Consider the following 18,433-nt stretch of genomic DNA (forward strand, 5'->3'; position numbering starts at 1 on the left):
TGAAGTCACCCAAGAACTCTTGAAGCAGGCTAAGGGAGGGCGAGGAAGGAGTTTTGGGTAAAGCCCTGCTTTCCCACCTTGACAGGCCCCAGGACCCGGAATAACCTGGGGGCGCAAAACGATGCGGAGGTGAAAGATGAAGCGAGTCCTAGCCCTATTCGCCCTCCTGGCTTTAGGCGTGAGCGTGGCGCAAAAGCCCAAGGTGGCCATCGGCACCGGGAGCACCGGCGGGGTCTTCTTCTACTACGGCACCGCCTTGGCGGACATCCTGAACAAGGCGGGGGCCGTGGAAGCTCAGCCGGTCCAGACCGGGGGCTCCTACGACAACCTCTTCCTCCTCCGGGACCGGACCAACCCCCGGGCCAACATCTATTACTGCGCCCTTACCACCTCGGACTCCGCCTACGTGGCCTACACCGGGGAGGAGCCCCGCTTCAAGGAGAAGCCCGCCAAGAACCAACGGGTCCTCTTCTACATGTACCCCTCCTTTATCCACCTGGTGACCTCGGAGAAAACGGGGATCAAGGTGGTCCAGGACCTTAGGGGCAAGCGGGTCTCCACCGGCCAGCCCGGCTCCAGCACGGAGAACCTGGCCCTCTTGGTCCTCCAGGCGGCGGGGGTAAGCCCGGACAGCTTCAGCAAGCGGGAGCGTCTCCCCGTGGCGGAAGGCGCCAAGGCCCTGGCCGAGGGCACCCTGGACGCCTTCTTCTGGGTGGGCGGCGTGCCCACGGGCTCCATCGTGGAACTCTCCCAGACCCTGGCCCGCAAGGGGGACCGGGTTTACCTCGTGCCCATTGACCCCAAGAGCACCACAGCCCAGGTGGTGTTCAAGCGCTTCCCCGGCTTGATGGAGCCCTACAAGGTGCCCAAGAGCGTCTACAACACCCGCACCGACGTGCCCGGCCTGGCCACGGGCAACATCGTGGTCTGCCCCGACACCCTCCCCGCGGAGGCGGCTTACGCCATGATGAAGGCGGTCTTTGAAAACCTGGACACCCTGCGCACCGCCGTGGCCTCCGCCAAGGACACGAGCCTCGAGGCCACCGCCCGGCTTTACGGCAAGCTCCCCATCCCCTTCCACCCCGGGGCGGAACGCTACCTGAAGGAGAAGGGCCTCATCAAGTAAGGGAACCCGAAGGCACGCCCGAGGTCAGGAGAAGCCGCCCAGGCCCCGGGCTTTTTTGAGGTAGCCCATGGAGCTAGAAGCCAAAGCTTCCCCTCCCACCCTCATCGGAAGGCTCACCCAGGCGGTCCTCGTCCTAGGCGCCCTATACAGCCTCTACCTGGTCCTCCACCCCTTCACCCCCTTGGCCCGGCAGGAGATCCCCATCCTGGACATCGTCCAGCTCCAGCGGAGCACCCACGTCCTCTTCCTCCTCCTGGGCGGGTTCCTGGTGGCCTACACCCTCCCCGAGCGCAAAAGGACCCTGGGGGCCTGGGTCTACTTCCTCTTCTCCCTGGTCCTCCTCTACCACTTCCTCTTCCCCCCGCCCACGGCCACGCCCCTCCCGGGAAGCGTGAAGGCGCTGGGCCTCCTTTACTGGGCGGTGGCCGTCCTCCCCGCCCTCCTCCCCCGGCTCTCCCGGGCGGCAAGCCTCCTGGCCCTGCCTTTGGCCTTCCTGCCCACCCTGTACCAGCTCCGCCACTTTGAAGAGCTGGTTTACCGGGCCGTGCTGCCGGAGCCCTGGGACGTGGGCATGTCCTTCGGCCTCATCATGCTGGTCCTGGGGGTGGTCTACCGCCTCCTGGGCCCGGTGATGCCGGTTCTCATCCTCTTTTTCTTCGCCTACAACCTCTACGCCGACCGCTTCCCGGGGGCCTTCCAGGGCACGCCCCAGCCCCTGGACTTCCTCCTGGGGAAGACCTTTAACGAGACCGAGGCCGGCATCTACGGTCTCATCACCGGGGTCTCCGCCAAGTACCTGGTCTACTTCACCCTGCTTTCCGGAATGATCGCCGCCTTGGGCCTGGGCAAGGTGGTGGCCAACATGGCCTTGGCTCTGGTGGGCAAGCACCCCGCCACCCCCGGGCGGGTTACGGGCCTGGCCAGCGTCTTCATGGGGATGTTCTCGGGAAGCGGGGCCGCCGACACCCAGTTCGTGGCCGCCCTCACCAAGCCCCTCTACGAGCGGGCAGGCTACGACCGCTTGATCGCCGCGGGCCTCGTGGCCACCGCCGGCACCATCGCCCTCATCACCCCCCCCGTTTTGGGCTCCATCGCCTTCATCATGGTGGAGGTCCTGCAGATCTCCCTCCTCAAAATCATCGTCATGGCCATTGGGCCGGCCCTCCTCTACCTCACCACGGTGCTGGCCTTCAACGAGTTCTACGCCCGCAAAGCGGGCCTCCAGGCGGTGGCCCCCGAGCTGGGCATGAGCCGCCAGGCCTACGTCCTCCGCTATAGCTTCATCTTCCTCCCCATCCTCCTCATCGTGGCCATGCTCTACCTGGGCTACGAGGTGCGCACCGCCGCAAGCCTCGCCCTGGTCCTCTTCGTGGTCCTGGCCTACCTGGACCCCACCCTGAGGCCCAAGGGGCTCGGGCCCATCTTCCAAGGCCTCGCCGAAGGGTTCCGCACCCTCCTTCCCATCGGCGCCGCCGTCACCGCCGCCAACCTCATCTTCGCCAACATGGTCATCTCCGGCCTGCCCTCCAAGTTCAGCCAGCTCTTGCAGCAGGTCTCGGGGGAAAGCCTCCTCCTCGCCACCCTCATCACCGCCGTCTTCAGCCTGGTCCTGGGGATGGGCGTTCCCCCCACGGCCACCTACGTCCTCACCTCCGCCCTGACGGCGCCGGCCATCATCGGCCTGGCCGCCAAAAACTTCGCCGCCGAGGGCCTAAGCCCGGAGGCCGCCCAGCAGGCCGCCCTTCTCGCCACCCATATGTTCCTCTTCTACTACGCCGTCTTGGCCGACGTGACCCCGCCTGTGGCCCTCTCCGCCTACGCCGCCGCCAGCGTCTTCGGCACCAACCCCCTCCAGACCGGGGTCTACGCCGCCCGCGTGGCCCTCTCCAAGTACCTGGTGGGCTTCTTCTTCCTCCTCGCCTACTCCGGCACCGCCCTCCTCATCCTCCCCGTCCTGGAAACCGCCCCGCCCGAAAGGGCTTGGTCCCTCATCCTCTGGCGCTTCCTCTCCGTGACCGCGGGCATCGTTTACCTCTCCGCCTCGGGGGCCGGGTACACCTGGCGGGTCCTGAAGCGCTGGGAAGCCTGGGCCCTGGGGGTCTTGGCCGTCCTCCTCTTCGTGCCCCACCTCTACCTGAACCTCGCCGCCTTCCTCCTCGGGCTCCTCTTCTTCCGCCGGGGCAGGGCTTGACCGGAAAGGAAGGGTAAGGGTAACGTGGAGGCGGACCCAAAGGAGGTAAGGCATGCGGAGAAGCTGGCTTGCGGTTTTGCTTCTAGGTGGGCTCGCCCTGGCCCAGAAGCCCAACGTGGTCATCGGCACCGGGGGCGTAGGGGGGGTTTACTTCTACTACGGCACCGCCCTGGCGGAGCTCTGGAACAAGGCGGGAGTGGCCACGGCCCAGGCGATCCAGACGGCGGCCTCCATTGACAACATCCTCCTCCTGGAGACCCGGTCCAACCCCCAGGCCAACACCTACTACTGCGCCACCGCCCTGCCGGACTCCGTCTATTTGGCCTACACGGGCCAGCACGAGCGCTTCAAGAACCGGCCCGCCAAGAACGTGCGCATCCTCTTCGCCATGTACCCTAACTTCCTCCACCTCGTCACCCGGGAAAGCGCCGGGATCCGGGTGATCCAGGACCTCAAGGGCAAGCGGGTCTCCACGGGGGCCCCGGGCTCGGGGACGGAGGTGGAGGCCCTTTTGGTCCTCGAGGCCGCGGGCCTTTCCCCCAAGAGCTTCGCCAAGCAGGAGCGCCTCGGGGCCCAGGAGAGCGCCAGCGCCCTCTCCGAGGGCAACATAGACGCCTTCTTCTGGTCCGGGGGGCTCCCCACGGGGGCCATCGTGGAGCTCGCCGCCACCCTGGCCCGCAAGGGGGACCGGATCCAGCTCGTCCCCTTGCCCCCGCAAAGCACCCCCGTCCAGGTCTTCCAGCGCCGCTTCCCGGGCGTCTCCGCCCCCGGGGTGATCCCCAAGGAGGTTTACGGCACCCGCAACGACACCCCCACCCTCTCCTTCTGGAACTTCTTCATCTGCCCCGCCTCCCTCCCCGAGGAGGCGGCCTACGCCCTCACCAAGGCCACCTTTGAGAACCTGGCCACCCTGCGCCAGGCGGTGGCGGCCGCCAAGGACACCTCCCCGGAAAACGCCGTGCGCTTCGTGAGGGGAACCATCCCCTACCACGAGGGGGCCTTGCGCTACTTCCGGGAGGTGGGCGCCCTCAAGTGAGGCGGGCCCTTTTCCCCTGGGGCCTTCTGGCCCTGGGGGTTTTGCTTCTCGCGCGGCTGGTCTTGGTGGAGACGGACCAGGGAGAGCGGCTTCTTCTCCTCCTTCCCTGGAGCCGGGGCGAGGTGGCCTTCGTGAACTCGGTCACGGGGAAGCCCGTGCGCCTCTTCTTCTACCCCCTCTGGGACTTCCGGGGCTTCCGCGCCCTCACGGACCCGGAGACCGAGGCCTACTACACCGGGGGAGAGTACGCCTGGAACGAGGCCCTGGCCCGGGAAAGGCGAAGGGACCTCCTTTACTGCTCGGAGGTGGGGCTTTCCCTCGCCCTGGGCCCATGGCGTTTTCGGGCGGAGGGAGGCTGCCTCAGGGCGCGCCTCCTCTTTCCGCCTTGAAGCGGGCGAAGCGCCACCAGCGCACCTTGGGCACCCCTAGGATGAGGACCTGAAGCCACCCCACGGGGCGGAAACCCAGAGCCTCGAGGCTCCGCCGGGCCGGGAGGTTCCCCGGCCGGACCTCGGCGTAGACCTCTTCCCATTCCCTCCCCAGGGCCACCAAAGCGTGGCGGATGAGACCCCGCCCTCGGTACTCCGGGCGCACGAAGGCCCCGTAGGCCCAGGGCAAGGGCTCCGGGAGGAAGCCCCAGGGGAGGTGGGGCGGGGGCGGGGTTCCCGGGGGGCGGAGGAAGAGGTGGCCCGCGTACCGCCCCTCCACCCGGAGGACCACCCCGGGGTGGCCGAGGGCCAGGTAGCCCTCGAGGGTCCGGGCCACGGGGTAGACCCGGCCGTCGGCCGGGACCTCCTCGGGAAGCCCGGGGGGTAGGCCCTTTTCCAGCCACTCCACCGTTACGGAGGGACTCAAGACGAGGGGAGGCCACCCCCCCTGGCGGCGGTAGACGAGGTAGCGCCTAAGCCTTAGCGGCGCCTTCTCCCAAACCCCCATCTACCGCAGGACCTGGGGCACCACCCGCACGGTGAGGGTACGCCCCTGACGCCAGACCTTGAGGGTCACCGCCTCCCCGGGCTTTTTGGCGTAGAGCACCTGGCGGAGCTGGGCGATGGAGGTGAGGGGCACCCCGTCCGCCTCGAGGAGCACGTCCCCATCCACCCCCACCTGAAGCACCTCGCCCGTGGGCAGCTGGATGTAGGCAAAGCGGCTCGGCGCCCTGAGGCCCGCCTTCTGGGCGGGGCTATTCCGCTCCACCTCCTGGACCATGAGGCCGGTGTCGGGGAAGCCATACTGCTGGCGGAGCCTCTCCGGGTAGAAGGAGAGGGGGATGATGGAAACCCCAAGCCGGGGCCGGCTCCGCACGATTTCCTCGGCGGTGAGGGTCTTCCCCGCCCGCATCTCGGGGAGGTACTGCTTCACCAGGTTGATGGGCAAGGCGAACCCCACCCCGGCGAACTGGGCCGCCCCGAACTGGCCCGTGGGGGTGAAGATGGCGGTGTTGATGCCGATGACCTCGCCCCGGGAGTTGAGGAGGGGCCCCCCGGAGTTTCCAGGGTTGATGGCGGCGTCCGTCTGGATCACCTGGGGAACGAGGCCCGACTCGTCCCCGATGGCCCCGGGGTTTTCCCGGATGGCGGAGACGATCCCCTGGGTCACGGTGAACTCCAGCCCGAAGGGGTTCCCCATGGCGATGGCCTTCTGCCCCACCCGAATCGTGTCGGAGTCCCCCAGGACCAGGGGCACCAGGCGCTCCTTGGGGGCGTCCACCTTGAGGAGGGCCACGTCCAAAGGCGGGGCCGCCCCCACCAGGCGGGCTTGGTACTCCTTGGGGTCGTTGTGGAACTTCACCGTGATCCGGTCCGCCCCCTCCACCACGTGGTAGTTGGTGAGGATGTAACCTTCCTTGTCAATGACGAAGCCCGAGCCCGTCCCCCGCTGGGGCGGCACCTGGAGGAAGGGGGCGAAGAACTCAAACCCCGGGGGAAGCTGGACGCTTTGGGGCCGGGTGACCACGGAAACGTAAACCACCCCGTCCCCGTAGCGCTCCACGATCTCCACGGTGTTCCGCTCGTACTCCAAAAGCCCCTCGTCGGCGGCCCTGGCCGCCTGAGGGCTTGGGGCCTGGCCGTTGGAAACCCCCCACCAAAGGACCGCCCCCGCCATCAGGGAGAGGACCAAAAAGCCTAGGAAGGAACGCCCCAGGTTCATGCCACCACCTCCCAAACCCCACCTTACGCCCCGCCGGTTAGCCCGCCATTAGACGAAGACCACGGTGCGGTTTTCGTGGACGAGGATCCGGTCCTCCAGGTGCCACCGCACCGCCCGGGCCAAAACGGTGCGCTCCAGCTCCCGCCCGAGGCGCTTCATCTCCCGCACCGAGTGGCGGTGGGAAACCCGCACCACGTCCTGCTCTATGATGGGCCCGGCGTCCAGCTCCTCGGTGACGTAGTGGGCCGTGGCCCCGATGAGCTTCACCCCCCGCTCGTAAGCCTGGCGGTAGGGGTCGGCCCCGGCGAAGGCGGGGAGGAAGGAGTGGTGGATGTTGATGATCCGCATGGGGTAGCGCGCCACGAAGCGAGGGGAGAGGATCTGCATGTAGCGGGCGAGGATCACGAGCTCCACCCCCTCCTCCTCCAAAAGGGCGAGGATTCTCTCCTCCGCCTCCTCCTTGCGGTCCTTCTCCACGGGCACGTGGTGGTAGGGAATGCCGAAGCGCTCCACCTCCTCCCGGTGGCCAGGGTGGTTGGAAATGACCAGGCGCAGGTCCATGGGAAGCTCCCCCATCCGGTAGCGCCAGAGGAGCTCCAAAAGGGCGTGGGCGGGCTTGGAGACCAGGATGGCCGTCCGCTTCCTCTCGGAGGCGTAGGCCAAGCGCCACTGCATCTGGAAGCGGTCCGCCACCACGTCCTGAAAGGCCCTTTCCAGGGCAGGGCGGGCCAGGTCCAGGTGGGAAGCGGTGAAGGCCACCCGCATGAAGAAGGTCCCTCCCTCGGGGTCGGTGGAGTGCTGCTGCAAATCGGTGATGTTGGCCCCGTGGGCGTAGAGGAAACCGCTCACAGCGGCGACGATGCCGGGCCGGTCCGGACAGGTGACGAGAAGCCTCGCCTCCTCCATGCCCGCTACTATATCCCCATGGAGGCGCGCACCCCAGACCTTTCGGACCTTCACCCGGAGGGGGAAACCCTCCCCATGGTCTTCAAAAGCTTCGGCGGCAAAACCCGCTTTGCGGGCCGGGTCAGGACGCTAAAAGTCTTTGAGGACAACGCCCTGGTGCGCCGGGTGCTGGAGGAAGGGGGCGAGGGCCAGGTCCTTTTTGTGGACGGCGGGGGCTCCTTGCGCACCGCCCTCCTCGGGGGCAACCTGGCCCGCCTGGCCTGGGAAAGGGGGTGGGCCGGGGTGGTGGTCCATGGGGCGGTGCGGGACGTGGAGGAGCTTAAAGACGTCCCCATCGGCATCCTGGCCCTGGCCGCCACCCCTAGAAAAAGCGCCAAGGAGGGGAAGGGGGAGGTGGACGTGCCCTTTAAGGTTCTCGGGGCGCGGGTGCTTCCGGGAAATTTTCTTCTTGCCGACGAAAACGGGCTTCTCCTCCTCCCCGAGCCCCCGAGCGGCGTCCAAAGCGGCGGATGAGGTCCTCCTCCTTGAGGGCGAGGAGGACAGGCCTTCCGTGGGGGCAGGCCCAGGGGGTCTCGCAGGCGAGGAGGGCGTCCAGGAGGGCCTGCCCCTGGGCCTTCCCCAAAGGGTGGCCCGCTTTAACGGCGGGGAGGCAGGCAAGGCGGGCGAGGAGGGCCTTGAGGCTTCTCCCCTCCCCGCGCAAGGCCTCCTTGAAGACCTCGGGGAGGAGCAGAGGATAGGGGTGGAGGAAGGAAGGGGCGGAGAGGAGCCGCACCCGCCCCCGGCCGAAGGGCTCGTAGCGGAAGAGGGCCTCCACCGCCTCGCTCTCCTCGAGGCCTTCCTCCACCTCCACCAGGACCGGGTAGGGCAAGGGGGAAGGCCCTTCCCTTAGGCGCGAGAGAAACTCCTCGTAGAGGATCCGCTCGTGGGCGGCGTGCTGGTCCACGATGTAGAGGGTGTCCCCCCCCTCGGCGAGAAGGTAGCTATCCCGGAACTGCCCCAAGTAGCGGAGAGGGGGAAGCCCCGAGGGGGAAGGGGGGCTCAAGGGGGCAGGGGGCTTGGGACCTGGGAGGAGGCGGGCCAGGTTCCTCCGGGCCAAGGCCTCCCGCAAGGCCCCTTCCACGAAGGCCTCCACCTCGGGGGCGAGGAGGATCTCCTCCTTCCTGGCGTCCAGGCGGAGGCGGTAGGCGGTGGGAGGAAGCCTGAGGTTTAAGACCCCCAAGGGGAAGTGCCCCTCGGGGAGGAGCTCCCGGTAGGCCCGGCGCACCGCCTTAAGGAGCCCCGGGGGAAAGGCCACGGGGCGTCCGTTCACCGCAAGGAAGAGGGCGTCCTCCCGGGTGCGGGAAACCTGGGGGCCGGAAAGAAGCCCCAAGAGGCCCAAACTCCCTTCCTCCTTCTCCACGGGGAAAAGCCTTTCCGCCATGACCTTCCCGAAGGCCACCCGGGCCGCCTCCCGAAGGCCCGCCCCGGGGAAGAGGAGCCTGGCCTCCCCCTCGGCGAAAAGGGCCAGGTGGAGGTGGGGGTGGTGGAGGAGGTAGCGCTTGAGGAGGCGGAGGACCTCCCGGATCTCCTTGGCGGGGTCCAGGCCCCGCCCCCTAAAAAGCCCCTCCACCTCCACCCGGGTCCCCGGCGGGGCGGGGACCTCCCGCACCGCCACCTCCTTCCCGTGGGCCCAAAGGAGCCCGCCCCCAAGCTGCCCCCTGGGCCGGGAGCGGAGGCGCAAGGGGGCGGCCTGGGCCAGGGCGTAGAGGGCCTGGCCGCGGAAGCCTAGGGTGCGGATGGCCTTGGGGTCTTGGAGCTTGCTGGTGGCGAAGGGGGCCACAGCGAGGGGGAGGTCTTCTAGGGGAATCCCCTCCCCGTCGTCCTCCACCACGAGCCTTTCCAGCCCCCCGCCCCATAGCTCCACCCGCACCCTTTTAGCCCCGGCGTCCAGGGCGTTTTCCAAAAGCTCCCGCACCGCATCCCGCACGGAAAGGAGGACCTCCCCTTGGGCCAAAAGCCCGCGGAGTTCCTCGGGCAGGGGGCGGATCACCCCTTCATGCTACCCAAGGGGGCCCCCAGGGCCAAGGCCTTGAGCTCGTGGAGGAGGTGTAGGGCCTCGAGGGGGGTGAGGCGGTCGGGGTCCAGGGCAAGGAGCCGCTCCAAAAGGGCCTCCAAAGCCCCTTCCCGCCTGGCGGCCATGGCCCTTAGGAGCGCCTTGGCCCGGTCCACCACCTCCTTGGGCAGGCCCGCCATCCGGGCCACCTCCACCCCGTAGCTCTTGGAGGCGGGCCCGGGGAGGACCTGGTGGTAGAAGACCAGGCCCCCCTCCTCCTCCTTGGCGGCCACGTGCAGGTTCTTGAGCCGGGGCAGGGAAAGCGAGGTGAGCTCAAAGTAGTGGGTGGCGAAGAGGGTGTAGGCGCGCCTTTCGTGGAGGGCCTCGGCGAGGGCGGTGGCGATGGCGAGGCCATCTAGGCTGCTCGTCCCCCGGCCCACCTCGTCCAGGAGGACGAGGCTTTGTTCCGTGGCCTCCTTGAGGATCAAGGCCACCTCCTCCATCTCCACCATGAAGGTGCTCTTCCCCCCGGCCAGGTCGTCCGAGGCCCCGATCCGGGTGTAGATCCCGTCAAAGAGGGGAAGCTCCGCCTCCTCGGCGGGGACGAAGCTTCCCATCTGGGCGAGGAGGGCGATGAGGGCGGTCTGGCGGAGGAAGGTGGACTTGCCCGCCATGTTGGGCCCGGTGACCAGGACGAGCTCGTGGGCCATCTCCAGATCGTTGGGGATGAAGGCCGCCCGCCTTTCCACCACCGGGTGGCGCCCGGCCCGAATCCTCAGGCGCTCCCCGAAGCGGGGCCGGGTGTAGCCGTAGCGCACCGCCACCTCGGCGAGGGCGGCGTAGACGTCAAGCTCGGCGAGGACCCGGGCCGCCTCCCTTAAGGCCTCCGCCTCCCTTCTCGCCTTCTCCCGCACCGCCAGGAAGACCTCCTCCTCCAGGCGGCGGATCTGGGCCTCGAGGCGGTAGAGCTCCCTTTCCCGCTCCTTCATCTCCGGCAGGGTGTAGCGCTGCCGGTCCTTAAGGGTCTGGACGGGGCGGTACTCCTTGGGCACCTTCTCGTAGTAGGGCCGGGTCACCTCCAGGTAGTAGCCGAAGACAGCGTTGTAGCCCACCTTGAGGGTGGGGATGCCGGTTCTCTCCTTCTCCCGGGCCTCGAGGTCCAGGAAGTAGGCCACCCCCTCGGCGTGGGCCCGCCTCAGGGCGTCCAGGTTGGGGTCGTACCCCTCCCGGATCAGCCCCCCCTCGGAGACCTTCAAGGGGGGGTCGTCCACCAAAGCCGCCCGGAGCTCCTCCAAAAGGGAGGAGAGGTCGGGCAGGACCACCTCCTCCCCCAAGAGGGCCTTGAGCTCCGGGAGGATCTCCAGGCTCCGCCTCAGGGCGGCTAAGTCCTTGGGGCTTGCCCGGGAAAGCTCCAGCCGGGTGGCGAGCCTTTCCAGGTCGGCCATCCGGAAAAGAAGCCGCCTCACGCCCTCCCTTAACGCCCCATCCCCCACGAAGCGCTCCACCCGGTCCAGCCTCGCCTCCAAGGGACCTCTCTCCAGAAGGGGGTGGCGGAGCCAGCTTTGGAGAAGCCGCCTCCCGGGGGCGGTGCGGGTCTCGTCCAGAACGGCGAAGAGGGTGTCCTGGCCCCTTAGGGGTTCAAAGACCTCGAGGGCCTTTAGGCTCGCCTCCGGAAGGCGCATGAAGGCCCCGGGGTCGTAAAAGCGGAAGGGCCGCACGCTCAAGGCCCCCCCCTGGGTGGCCCGGGCGTAGGCGAGGAGGGCCCCCTGGGCCCGCCTTAAGGCCAGGGGGCCTTCCCCTTCCGGGTCAAAGGGGGCCTCGGAGAGCATCACGGGAAAGCGCTTCCTAAACTCCGCCACGAAGGCCTCGTTCTCCCGTAGCTCCGGGGCGAGGAGGACCTCAGAGGGCCTATGGCGGAAAAGCTCGTCGTAAAGGGCGCTTTTGCTCTTGAGGAGGGTCCCTTTGAACTCCCCCGTGGAGACGTCCAAAAAGGCCAGGCCCCACCCGTCCCCCGTGGCGATGGCGGCCAGGTAGTTGGCCTCCCGGGGGAGGAGGGTCTCCTGGGTGAGGGTCCCCGGGGTGAGGAGCTGGGTCACCTCCCGGCGCACCAGGCCCTCGGCCTCCTCCGCCGGCTCCACCTGGTCGGCCACCGCCAGGCGGAAGCCCATCTTGAGAAGCCTTTCGGCATAGGTGTCAAAGGCCCTTATGGGGATCCCCGCCATGGGGGTGGTGAAGTCCTTGCTGGTCTTGTGGGTGAGGACGAGGCCCAAAGCGCGGGCGAGGCGCTCGGCGTCCTCCCCGAAGCACTCGTAAAAGTCCCCCACCTGGAAGAGGAGGAGGTAGTCGGGGTAGCGGTCCCGAAGCTCCACGTACTGTTGCAGAAGGGGAGGAAGGGGACCAGGGCCTTCGCCCTTGAGCATGTTTCCCATGATATCCCCTGCCCCACCCCCAAGATACCCCGGCGCATCCCTTCCAAAGCAGGAAGCCTGCCCTTTCGCTTTCCCTTGACAGGGAATACAGTCCTGGGGTAGAGTCTAACCCAAAGAGGACAAATGTCCTTCCAAAAGGAGGAGGCCATGGAAAAGCTCAGCCGGCGGACCACCCTTAAGTGGATGGGGTTAGGCGCGGCCCTTCTGGCCGTAAGCAGGGGCCAAGCCCAGCAGACCCCCACCGCAGACCAGCTGGTCAAGGGCAAAGACGCTAAGCTGATCGTCCTCTCGCAACGCCCCATCGTGCTGGAAACCCCCTACGACCTCCTGGCCAGCCAACCCGAGCGCACCTCCAAGGAGATCCTTTACGTGCGCAACAACGTGGACCTCCCCGGCTACAACAGCGTGGAAGGGGCAAGCCTCGAGGGCTGGACCCTGGAGGTGGGCGGCTTGGTGAACAAGCCCTTCACCTTGGAGGCCAAGGAGCTCCTCAGCCTTCCCCAGCACGAGGTGACCATGGTCCTCCAGTGCTCGGGAAACGGCCGTAGCTTCTTCCAACCCCGGACCTCGGGAAACCCCTGGAAGCGGGGCGGGGTGGGGAATGTCACCTTCCGGGGCGTGCGGCTTAAGGACCTCCTGGAGAGCAAGGGGGTAAAGCTAGGGGAGAAGGCCCTTTTCATCACCGCCCATGCCAGCCGCCAGGGCAACGCCGCCGAGTTCGTGCGTAGCGTACCCATCCACGCTTTGGAAGAGGCCCTCCTGGCCCTCTTCATGAACGGCGAGCCCCTCCCTGCCGTCCACGGGGGGCCGGTGCGCCTGGTCTTCCCGGGATACTTCGGCGTGAACAACGTGAAGTGGGTGGCTAAGATTGAGTTCACCGAGGCCGAAAACACCACCGCCGAGCAGATGCCCCGCTACCGCGTCCCCGCCATTCCCAACGCCAACATCCCCATCCTCCCCCAGGAGCCCGGCAAGACCTACCCCTACAGCTTCACCAACTCCCGCCCCAACTGGCTGGTGGCCATCAACAGCTTCATCTTCGCTCCCCAGGAGGGCCAGACGGTGGAGGGGCCCTACGTGCGGGTGGAGGGGGTGGCCTTCAACGACGGCCTCGTCCCCCTTACCAGCGTAGAGGTCTCCACCAACGGGGGGCGCACCTGGTTCCGGGCCACGCTGGAAGGAAGCGGCCGGTCCTTCGGCTGGGTGCGGTGGCGGGCCACCCTTTACCTGCGCCCTGGGGAGCACGAGGTGATAGCCCGAGCCTGGGATGCCGTGGGTCGGAGCCAACCCCTGGACGGCAACATCGCCTGGAACGAACGGGGGTACGAGTACAACGGGGTCATGCGGGTCCGGTTCACCGTAGCCTAAGGCGGGGCCAGGCCCTTCTACCCAGCTAAGGTGAATGGCGTGTGGCGTGTCCTTTACCTCCTTGGTCCCCTCCTCGGCCTCCTGGGCTACCTGGCCCTCGGCCAGTACAACCTCCCCGAAGGCCCCGGCAAGGACCTGGTCCTGGCCAAGTGCCAGGCCTGCCATGACCTGGGGCTTGTGGCCCGGGAAAGGCTTTCCCGGGAACGCTGGGACGCGGTCCTCCAGGAGATGGTGCTCCAGGGCCTCAAGGTGACCCCCGAGGAGCGGGCTGCCATCCTGGACTACCTGGCCACCTACCTGGGCACCGCGCCTCCCCCCGCACCCCCTCCCCCCCAGGCACAAGCCAAAACCGGGGCCCAGGTGTACGCCAACTGCCAGGGGTGCCACGGACCCTCCGGAGAGGGCAACCCACCCCTCTTTCCGCCCCTAAAGGGCCACGTGGCCCAGATCCTGGGGCGGGAGGGAGGGCGCGCGTACCTCCTGGCTGCGGTTCTCTTCGGCCTCCAAGGAGAGGTTCGGATCCAGGGGCAGACCTACAACGGGGTCATGCCCGGCTTCGCCTGGCTTTCCGATGAGGACCTGGCCCTTCTCCTCAACCACCTGGTGGGGTGGGAAGGCCTGCCCAACTTCCCGCCCTACACCCCCGAGGAGGTCCGGGCTGCCCGGGAAAAGGCCTTGACGCCGGAAGAGGTCTTCTCCCTACGCCAAAGGCTTTCCCTGCCATGAGAGGACAAGTGGTCTCCCTCCACCTGGGTCTGGGCTCAGGCCTCCCCAAGCCCCGGGTGGAGGCTTTGGAGCTTTTGGCGGGCTTCGGGGCCAAGGGGGACCGGCACGCCGGGCTGGACCCCGACCGGGCGGTGCTGGTGGCGGGGCTTAAGGCTTACGAGAAGGCGCGGGAAGCGGGGATAGAACTCCCCTACGGGGCCTTAGGGGAAAACCTCCTCTTGGACCTGGACCCGCACGCCCTTCCCCCGGGGGCAAGGCTTAGGGTGGGGGAAGCCCTTTTGGAGCTTTCCCAGGTGTGCACCGTCTGCAAGAGCCTCTCCCAGTTTGACCTCCGCCTTCCCAAGCTCCTCTACGGGGGCCGGGGGGTGTACGCCCGGGTCCTGGAGGGCGGGGTGGTGCGGGTGGGGGACCCGGTCCTCCTTCTCGCCCCGGCCCGCTAAGCACCCCGCCCTGGTTTTCGCCAAAAGAAGGGAACCCCCCGGGGAGGCCTCCCCGGGGGGCGTCCTTTCCGGCTACACCCCCACGAGCCCCGGCACCCGGTAGGCGAAGTAGGCGGGGCGCTCCCCTTTGGGCTCGTTCAGAACCTCAATCCGCCCCTCGAGGCCCGCCTCCACGGCTTTAAGCTCCTTCAGGTAGTCCATGAAGCTCTCCGCGTCCGAGAAGCCCGTGTCCACCCGGTAGCCCTGGGCCTCCTTGAGCACGGTGAAGCCGTCCCCGCCATTTGCGATGAAGTTATTCACCACCACCCGGTAGGTGGCCTCGAGGTCCAAAGGCTTATACCCCTCCCCCTCCTTTACCTCCACCCGCACCACCCGGCTTCCCGCGGGGCGGGAGAGGTCAAAGGCGTAGCGGAGGCCCGAGACCTGGAGGAAGCGGCCCGCCTGGGCCTCCCACTGGGAGACCCCGTTCTCCAGGGCGGCCAGGATCTCCTTGCCCTTCAGGTCCATCACCACCAGGGTGTTGCCGAAGGGCAGGACCTCGTAGACCTTGCCCACGGTGATGGGCCCCTTGGGGATGGAGGCCCGGACGCCGCCGCCGTTTTGCAGGGCGATGCGCACCCCGGCGTTTCTCGTCTTCCACACCATCCCGTCGGCGATGAGGTTGCCCAGGTTGCTCTCCCGCCTGCGGACGATGGCCCTTTCCCCCACCAGGTCCACCTTGGCCTCGGCGATCACCTGCTGCATCAGGGCCATCACCGGCTGGGCGTAGGCAAGGAGGGCCTCCTTGGCGAAGAAGTCCTCGGGGGCGGCCTCGGGGGTCATGAGGAGGGCCTCCCCCTTGTAGGCCAAAAGCTCCCCCTTGGCGTCAAAGGTGACCTCCAGAAGCCCCACCACCTTCCCCCACTCCCAGGCCTGGACCACCAGGACGTCCTTCCCCTCGGGGTTTTTCACCACCGTGGGGTAAGGCCCCATGGGGGAAAGCTCCTTGTGGGGGAAGCTACCCAAGAGGGTGTGGGAGTGTCCCCCCACGATGACCTGGGCCCCCACCAGCCTCCGGGCGAGCTTCAGGTCCTCCCCGTAGCCCAGGTGGGAGAGGACCACGATCTTGTTGACCCCCTTGGCGAGGAGCTCGTACACCGCCTTCTGGGCGGATTCGTAGGGGTCCAGGAAGGCCACTGTGGGCCCGGGGTTGGCGATCTCCTTGGTGTCCGGGGTGGTGAGGCCGATGATCCCGATCCTCTCCCCGCCCACCAAGACCACGGCGTAGGGAGCGAAAAGCCCCTTAAGCCGGGGCTCTTGGCTTGCGTCCACGTTGGCGGAGACCACCTTGAACCGGGCCTCCTTGAGGAAGTCCGCCAAGGGCCCAGGCCCCAGGTCAAACTCGTGGTTGCCCAGGGCCATGACCCGGTAGAGCATCCGGTGCATAAAGTAGCGGTCCACCAGGCCCCGGTACTGGTTGAAGTAAAGGGTGCCTTGGAAGACATCCCCCGCATCCAGGAAGAGGGGGTTCTTGGCCCGGGTCCTGAGCCGGTCAAAGAGCGCCACCCGCCGGGCCACACCCCCCACGGACACCTTCTCGCCCGAGAGGGTGAGTTCCACCGGCTCCAGGTGGGCGTGGGTGTCGTTGGTGTGGACGAGGGTCAGGGTGAAGCCCCCCTGGGCCCGGCCTAGACCAAGCCCTCCAAGGCCCAAGACCGCTCCCGCCTTCAGAAGCTCGCGCCTCCGCATATCGGCCTCCGTTGCCCAGTTTACCGCTCTGCTGGGAGCTTTCAAGTAAAAGCATAAACTCTCGTCCATGATGATCTGGCAATGCGTACCAGCTAAGATTGACAAATGACACGGTTTTGCTGTACACTTTGCCCAACTCGCCCGGCAGAAATCCGAAAAGCCGGGCCGAGAAAGCGGGAAGTGGAGGAAATATGGGGTACACCAAGGACGAGATCCTCAAGATCATGAAGGCGGAAGGGGTTAAGTTCTTGCGCCTCCAGCTCACGGACATCCTGGGGGTGGTCAAGAACGTGGAGGTGCCGGAGTCCCAGTTTGAGAAAGCCCTGGACGGGGAGATCATGTTTGACGGCTCCTCCATTGAGGGCTTCACCCGGATTGAGGAGTCGGACATGCTCCTCAAGCCCGACTACAACACCTTCGTCGTCCTCCCCGACCTGGTGGAGGACCCCAAGCGGGGCCGGGTGGCCCGGCTCATCTGCGACGTCTACTACCCCGACGGCCGCCCCTTTGAGGGGGACCCCCGGTACGTTCTCAAGCGGCAGATTGAAAGGCTCAAGAAGCTCGGGTTTGACAACCTCTACGCCGGCCCCGAGCCCGAGTTCTTCCTCTTCCTCAGGACCCCGGAGGGCCTGCCCACCACGGAGACCCACGACAAGGCGGGCTACTTTGACCTGGCCCCCATTGACAAGGGGGAGGAGGCCCGGCGGGACATGGTGAACGCCCTGGTGGCCATGGGCTTTGAGATTGAGGCCGCCCACCACGAGGTGGCCCCGGGTCAGCACGAGATTGACTTCAAGTACGCCGACGCCCTCACCACCGCCGACAACATCGCCACCTTCAAGTGGGTGGTGAAGCGGGTGGCCTTGAACCACGGCCTCCACGCCACCTTCCTGCCCAAGCCCATCGCCGGCATCAACGGCAGCGGCATGCACACCCACCTCTCCCTCTTCAAGGACGGGCAGAACGCCTTCTTTGACCCCAAGGCCCCCTACCAGCTCTCCCAGACCGCCCTCCACTTCATCGCCGGCCTCCTGGAGCACGCCGCTGGGATGGTGGCCATCACCAACCCCCTGGTGAACTCCTACAAGCGCCTCACCCCGGGGTACGAGGCCCCCACCAACATCGCCTGGTCCGCCTCCAACCGCTCCGCCATGATCCGCATCCCGGCGCGCCGGGGGGTGGGCACCCGGGCCGAGCTCAGGATGCCCGACCCCTCCTGCAACCCCTACCTGGCCCTGGCGGTCATGGCCGCCGCCGCCGCCGACGGCATTGAAAGGAAGCTCCTCCCGCCCCCTCCCATCCAGCGCAACATTTACCAGATGACCGTGCGGGAAAGGCGCAAGCACAAGATCCGGGAGCTTCCCGGCACCCTTAGGGAGGCCCTCGAGGCCCTCAAGAAGGACCCCGTGATCCGGGAGGCCCTGGGCGAGCACGTCTACACCCACTTCCTCCAGGCCAAGCAGATGGAGTGGGACGAGTACCGGGTTACGGTCCACCAGTGGGAGCTGGACCGGTACCTGGCCACCTACTAGTCCTGGGCGAATAGGGGAGGGCTTGCAAGCCCTCCCCTATTCGCATAAAAATACCCAAAGGGGCGCTTAGGGATTGACAGGAAGCGCCACCCCCCCTTTAGAATGAGGCCGCAACACCAGTGCATAGGGTGAGGAGGTGTGCTATGAGGAAACTGAGCCTTTTGGTAGCGGGCATGGCCGCCTTAGGGCTGGCATGGGGACAGGCCAACGTCATCAAAATCGCCACCATGACCCCCCTCTCTGGCCCCCAGGCCGCCTTGAGAGAGCAGATCAAGCTGGGGGCGGAGCTGGCCGTTGAGGAGGCTAAGCCCCGCTTCCGCCAGCTCGGCTTTGAGCTCCAGCTGGTCCCCTACGACGACCAGGCCAACCCCGACGTAGGCGTGGCCAACGCCAACCGGATGATTAACGACCCCGACATCCTCGGCCTGGTGGGCACCCTGAACTCCGGCGTGGCTATCCCCGCCAGCGAGGTCCTGGCCCGGGTGAACCTGGTCATGGTCTCCCCCGCCAACACCAACCCCGTGGTCACGGACCGGAAGCTTCCCAACGTGAACCGGATCGTGGGCCGGGACGACGTTCAGGGCCCCGCCGCCGCGGAGTTCGTCTACAACGACCTTAAGCTCCGCCGCGTCTTCGTCATCCACGACAAGACCGCCTACGGACAGGGCTTGGCGGAGGAGTTCCGCAAGCGCTTTGAGGCAGGGCTTTACCCAAAACTCCTTCCTCGCCCTCCCTTAGCCTGCTTCAAGAGTTCTTGGGTGACTTCAT

At 67.1% G+C, this 18,433-nt stretch carries 16 protein-coding genes; 10 read left to right on the forward strand and 6 right to left on the reverse strand.

Features of this window, described 5'->3' with window-relative positions; genetic code table 11:
• The first annotated feature begins 136 nt into the window (after positions 1-136).
• From IEX93_RS10020 to IEX93_RS10035, 4 genes are all read left to right on the forward strand, one after another.
• The gene (locus tag IEX93_RS10020; RefSeq protein ID WP_188848063.1) at positions 137-1,126 is read left to right on the forward strand and encodes a TAXI family TRAP transporter solute-binding subunit; all 990 of its coding nucleotides are present in this window, start codon (positions 137-139) and stop codon (positions 1,124-1,126) included.
• 67 nt (positions 1,127-1,193) lie between these two features.
• A complete protein-coding gene (locus tag IEX93_RS10025) occupies positions 1,194-3,317 on the forward strand; it encodes a TRAP transporter permease (protein WP_188848064.1) in 2,124 nt (707 codons plus the stop codon).
• Positions 3,318-3,369: 52 nt separating this feature from the next.
• Complete coding sequence (locus tag IEX93_RS10030) at positions 3,370-4,353, forward strand: TAXI family TRAP transporter solute-binding subunit (protein WP_188848065.1); 984 nt, start codon at positions 3,370-3,372, stop codon at positions 4,351-4,353.
• On the forward strand, positions 4,350-4,742 hold the full coding sequence (locus tag IEX93_RS10035; protein WP_188848066.1) for a hypothetical protein: 393 nt from the start codon (positions 4,350-4,352) through the stop codon (positions 4,740-4,742). The genes IEX93_RS10030 and IEX93_RS10035 overlap by 4 nt, the downstream gene beginning before the upstream one ends.
• On the opposite strand, the gene IEX93_RS10040 is transcribed toward IEX93_RS10035, so the two are convergent.
• The 3 genes from IEX93_RS10040 to purU are packed head-to-tail and all read right to left on the reverse strand — an operon-like array spanning position 4,714 to position 7,410.
• The gene (locus IEX93_RS10040; protein ID WP_188848067.1) at positions 4,714-5,289 is read right to left on the reverse strand and encodes a GNAT family N-acetyltransferase; all 576 of its coding nucleotides are present in this window, start codon (positions 5,287-5,289) and stop codon (positions 4,714-4,716) included. The genes IEX93_RS10035 and IEX93_RS10040 overlap by 29 nt on opposite strands.
• Positions 5,290-6,504, reverse strand: a complete 1,215-nt coding sequence (locus IEX93_RS10045; protein WP_188848068.1) for a S1C family serine protease — start codon at positions 6,502-6,504, stop codon at positions 5,290-5,292.
• 48 nt (positions 6,505-6,552) lie between these two features.
• Complete coding sequence (gene purU, locus IEX93_RS10050; RefSeq protein ID WP_188848069.1) at positions 6,553-7,410, reverse strand: formyltetrahydrofolate deformylase; 858 nt, start codon at positions 7,408-7,410, stop codon at positions 6,553-6,555.
• A gap of 18 nt (positions 7,411-7,428) precedes the next feature.
• Here purU and rraA point away from each other — a divergent pair, with 18 nt between their 5' ends.
• Complete coding sequence (gene rraA / locus IEX93_RS10055; protein ID WP_188848070.1) at positions 7,429-7,923, forward strand: ribonuclease E activity regulator RraA; 495 nt, start codon at positions 7,429-7,431, stop codon at positions 7,921-7,923.
• On the opposite strand, the gene mutL is transcribed toward rraA, so the two are convergent.
• Together mutL and mutS are read right to left on the reverse strand one after the other, a co-directional pair.
• The gene (gene mutL / locus IEX93_RS10060; protein WP_188848071.1) at positions 7,817-9,439 is read right to left on the reverse strand and encodes a DNA mismatch repair endonuclease MutL; all 1,623 of its coding nucleotides are present in this window, start codon (positions 9,437-9,439) and stop codon (positions 7,817-7,819) included. The genes rraA and mutL overlap by 107 nt on opposite strands.
• A complete protein-coding gene (gene mutS, locus IEX93_RS10065; protein WP_188848072.1) occupies positions 9,436-11,871 on the reverse strand; it encodes a DNA mismatch repair protein MutS in 2,436 nt (811 codons plus the stop codon). Before mutS ends, mutL begins: the two co-directional genes overlap by 4 nt.
• A gap of 147 nt (positions 11,872-12,018) precedes the next feature.
• Between mutS and IEX93_RS10070 the strand changes: the two genes are divergently transcribed.
• From IEX93_RS10070 to IEX93_RS10080, 3 genes are read left to right on the forward strand one after another with little or no spacing between them, the layout of a single operon-like run.
• Entirely contained in the window at positions 12,019-13,239 is a 1,221-nt protein-coding gene (locus IEX93_RS10070) for a sulfite oxidase (protein WP_188848073.1), read from the forward strand.
• A gap of 39 nt (positions 13,240-13,278) precedes the next feature.
• Positions 13,279-13,965: a c-type cytochrome gene (locus tag IEX93_RS10075; protein WP_188848074.1), complete on the forward strand. Its 687-nt coding sequence runs from the start codon at positions 13,279-13,281 to the stop codon at positions 13,963-13,965.
• Entirely contained in the window at positions 13,962-14,405 is a 444-nt protein-coding gene (locus IEX93_RS10080; protein ID WP_188848075.1) for an MOSC domain-containing protein, read from the forward strand. Before IEX93_RS10075 ends, IEX93_RS10080 begins: the two co-directional genes overlap by 4 nt.
• Positions 14,406-14,477: 72 nt before the next feature.
• On the opposite strand, the gene IEX93_RS10085 is transcribed toward IEX93_RS10080, so the two are convergent.
• Entirely contained in the window at positions 14,478-16,133 is a 1,656-nt protein-coding gene (locus IEX93_RS10085) for a bifunctional metallophosphatase/5'-nucleotidase (RefSeq protein ID WP_188848076.1), read from the reverse strand.
• A 191-nt stretch (positions 16,134-16,324) separates the two neighbouring features.
• Here IEX93_RS10085 and IEX93_RS10090 point away from each other — a divergent pair, with 191 nt between their 5' ends.
• Together IEX93_RS10090 and IEX93_RS10095 are read left to right on the forward strand one after the other, a co-directional pair.
• Complete coding sequence (locus IEX93_RS10090; protein ID WP_188848077.1) at positions 16,325-17,665, forward strand: glutamine synthetase family protein; 1,341 nt, start codon at positions 16,325-16,327, stop codon at positions 17,663-17,665.
• Positions 17,666-17,808: 143 nt separating this feature from the next.
• Positions 17,809-18,433, forward strand: a 625-nt coding sequence (locus tag IEX93_RS10095; RefSeq protein ID WP_229906172.1) for a branched-chain amino acid ABC transporter substrate-binding protein, incomplete at its 3' end; no start/stop codon positions are given.

This window comes from Thermus composti, from assembly GCF_014647535.1.
GTDB classification, from domain to species: domain Bacteria; phylum Deinococcota; class Deinococci; order Deinococcales; family Thermaceae; genus Thermus; species Thermus composti.